The sequence below is a fragment of the Mesorhizobium sp. M2C.T.Ca.TU.002.02.1.1 genome (assembly GCF_003997225.1).
On sequence record NZ_RZTO01000790.1, the window covers coordinates 1 to 2,802 of the forward strand.

Here is a 2,802-nt window from a genome sequence, read left to right on the forward strand (position 1 = left end):
ATCCGGCACGTCCTCATGCCGCCGATCCTGCGACGAAGACGCCGGCTTGGCGTAGGTGGAATAATCCACTGCCGGTTCGCTGCGGTAGGCAGGCGCTGCCGCCATCTGAACAGGCGCCGAAGGCGCCGGCTGCGCTGGCGCCGGCTGAGCGACAAACGAAGCCTGCGCCGGGGGAACGGCGGTCGGGGTCGAACGGCTCCACGACCTTCCCGGCTCGGCGGGCGTCGAATGCAGCCCGCCGGGCGAATTTGCCGGAGACTTCGCCCGGGCGGCGGCCTCCTGCTCGGCCTCGATACTCCGGGCGAAGGCAGCGCCGAAGGCGTCGTCGTCGAAATCAACGTCCGGTTCGGCCCTGGAAGGATCGGTCTTAGCCGGGGCCGCAAAATCCTGGCGGTCGAGCTCGCTGGCAAGCAGGTCGTCCAGGTCGCTCTCGAGCGGCTGAGCACCCTGCCCGTTCGGCGCCGGCTGGTGCTCGTCGAGATCCCAGTCGAGATCGTCGGCTGCCGCCTTCCCGCTCGCGTGGCTCTCGGGTTCCGCAACCAGCCGTGGCGCGGGAGCAGGCTCCATGACCGCCGGCATCGGCCGCGCGGTCATGGCGCCGAGCAGCGCATTGAGCTCGTCCTCCAGGCTGCGCTCGCTGGCGGCCGGCTTCACCGGCTCGACGGCGGCGACCGGCGGCACCGGAGCAGCGACGACGGGAGCCGGCTCAACCACGGCCGGTTGCGGCGCGGCAACGGGCTCGACGACCGGAGCTTGCGGCTCCTCGTTCAGCGCATCGCGGAAGCTGAGTTCGAAATCATCTTCAAGGGAAAGCGCGGCGGGTTCGGACGCGGCGAGCTCCGGCTCTGCGGCAAAATTGGCCGCCTCCATCGGCGTCTCGGCCATCGGCGCCGGCTCTTCGCCAAGCGATAGATCCTGAATATCCTGATCCTGGCCGAGATCGATGGCGACGTCGGCCATCGCCTGGTCGAAATGACCGGCGAAATCATCCTCGGAAACCAACGGGGCGGCTGCATGAGCTTCGACCGGCTCAACGGGCTGCGCGCGCTGCTCCGGCTCATGGCTCTCAAACGACAACTCGTCTTCGAGCGACATCTGGACCGCATTGTCGAAATCGGCGTCGAACGCCTCCTCGCTCGCGGCCTGCACGGCTTCGATGGCGTCCTGCCGGACGTCGGCCGGCTGGGGATAATCGAGGTTGGCCGGCTCGTGATGGTCGAGCTGGAAATCCTGGTCCAGCGAAGCCGCCATTTCCTGGTCGATCGGAAGCTCGTCCCCAAGCGGCGAGGCATCGAGCGGCGAGACATCCAGCGAACTGGCGACCGCCTTGTCGAAATCATCGTCGAAAGCCACTTCCGGCTCGGAAGCTGCTTGTGGCTCAGATGCGAAATGCGCCTCCGCCGCAACGTCCGGCTCCGGCGCGACATGCGGCTCGGCCGCGAAATCCGGCTCCGGCGCGCGGGCCCCGGCGAAGTCGGCATGATCCGCCGCGTCGTCGAACACGAAATCCTGCTCGAAGGAGGCGGTAAGCTCGTCGTCATTCGCGGGGGCGCTGGCAGCCTCGAAGGTCGGCTCATGGCTGACCTGATGCAGCGCAGCCTGCTGGGTGACCGGCGCGCTTTCCTCGACGGAATCGAACTCGCCCATCAACTCCTTCTCGAGGTCGATGTCGAAATCGTCAGCCTCCACGGCCTGATTGGCCGGCATGGCCTTCTCGACCGCGGGGGCCGGCTGCCGCACCGGCTGGCGCGGGTCGAAACCCATGATCCGGGTCAGTTCCGCGAACGGATCATCGTCGGCGATGTCGTTGTGGTCGGCTACTTTCAGCGGGGTTCTGTCTGCCATTATTGTTCCCGAACTCGCACAAAGTCGGACGCCATGGACGTCGCGCAGGGTTGGCCCTTACCAGCGCAATGTGGGCAAAAGGTGACAGGTTTTTTAGTCAAACCTAACGCATTTCGGTAGGCGCATCAGCTCCTATCAGCGTCAGGCCGGACGTCAAAACATCCGAAACAGCCTGCACCAGCCCTAGTCTGGCATAGGTTGATTCTCGGTCGTTAACCTTAACAAAACGTAAGTCCTGGTTGTCATGGCCCCGATTCCACTGTGCATGGAAGCCGGAAGCCAGATCGTAGAGGTAGAATGCGAGCCGGTGCGGCTCCAGCGAAAGCGCCGCGGACTCGATCAGCCGCGGGTATTCGGCCAGCTTCCTAATCAGCGCGATTTCGCCCTCGTCAGCCAGCGCGGCCACGGAAGCCGCGAGCCGGTTGCGGTCGAAATTCGCCTCGCCGAGCTGCTCGCTCGCCTGCCTGAAGACGGAATGGCAGCGCGCCGACGCGTATTGCACATAGAATACCGGATTGTCCTTCGACTGCTCCGTGACCTTGGCGAAGTCGAAATCGAGCGGTGCGTCGTTCTTGCGGTAAAGCATCATGAAGCGGATCGGGTCGCGGCCAACCTCCTCCACCACGTCGCGCAGGGTGACGAAATCGCCGGACCGCTTCGACATCCGGACCGGCTCGCCGTCGCGGAACAATTTGACGAGCTGGCAAAGCAGAACCGTCAGCTTGACGCTATCGCCGGCAACCGCCCGCGCCAGCGCCTCGAGCCGCTTCACATAGCCGCCGTGGTCGGCGCCGAGCACATAGATCAGATCGACGAAGCCACGCTCGACCTTGTCCTTGAGATAAGCGACATCGGCGGCGAAATAGGTGAACGAGCCGTCCGACTTGACCAGCGCCCGGTCCATGTCGTCGCCGACCGCCGTCGAGCGGAACAAAGTCTGCTCACGGTCTTCCCAGT

1 protein-coding gene and 1 pseudogene are annotated in these 2,802 nt (G+C 65.2%); both read right to left on the minus strand.

Going from position 1 to position 2,802, the window contains the following annotated elements; translation table 11 throughout:
- Positions 1-1,845, minus strand: a pseudogene (locus tag EOD07_RS29450) (SPOR domain-containing protein); the annotation flags it as partial.
- 103 nt (positions 1,846-1,948) lie between these two features.
- Positions 1,949-2,802 (minus strand): arginine--tRNA ligase (argS, locus tag EOD07_RS29455; RefSeq protein ID WP_127237842.1); only part of this gene is annotated, 854 nt, incomplete at its 5' end.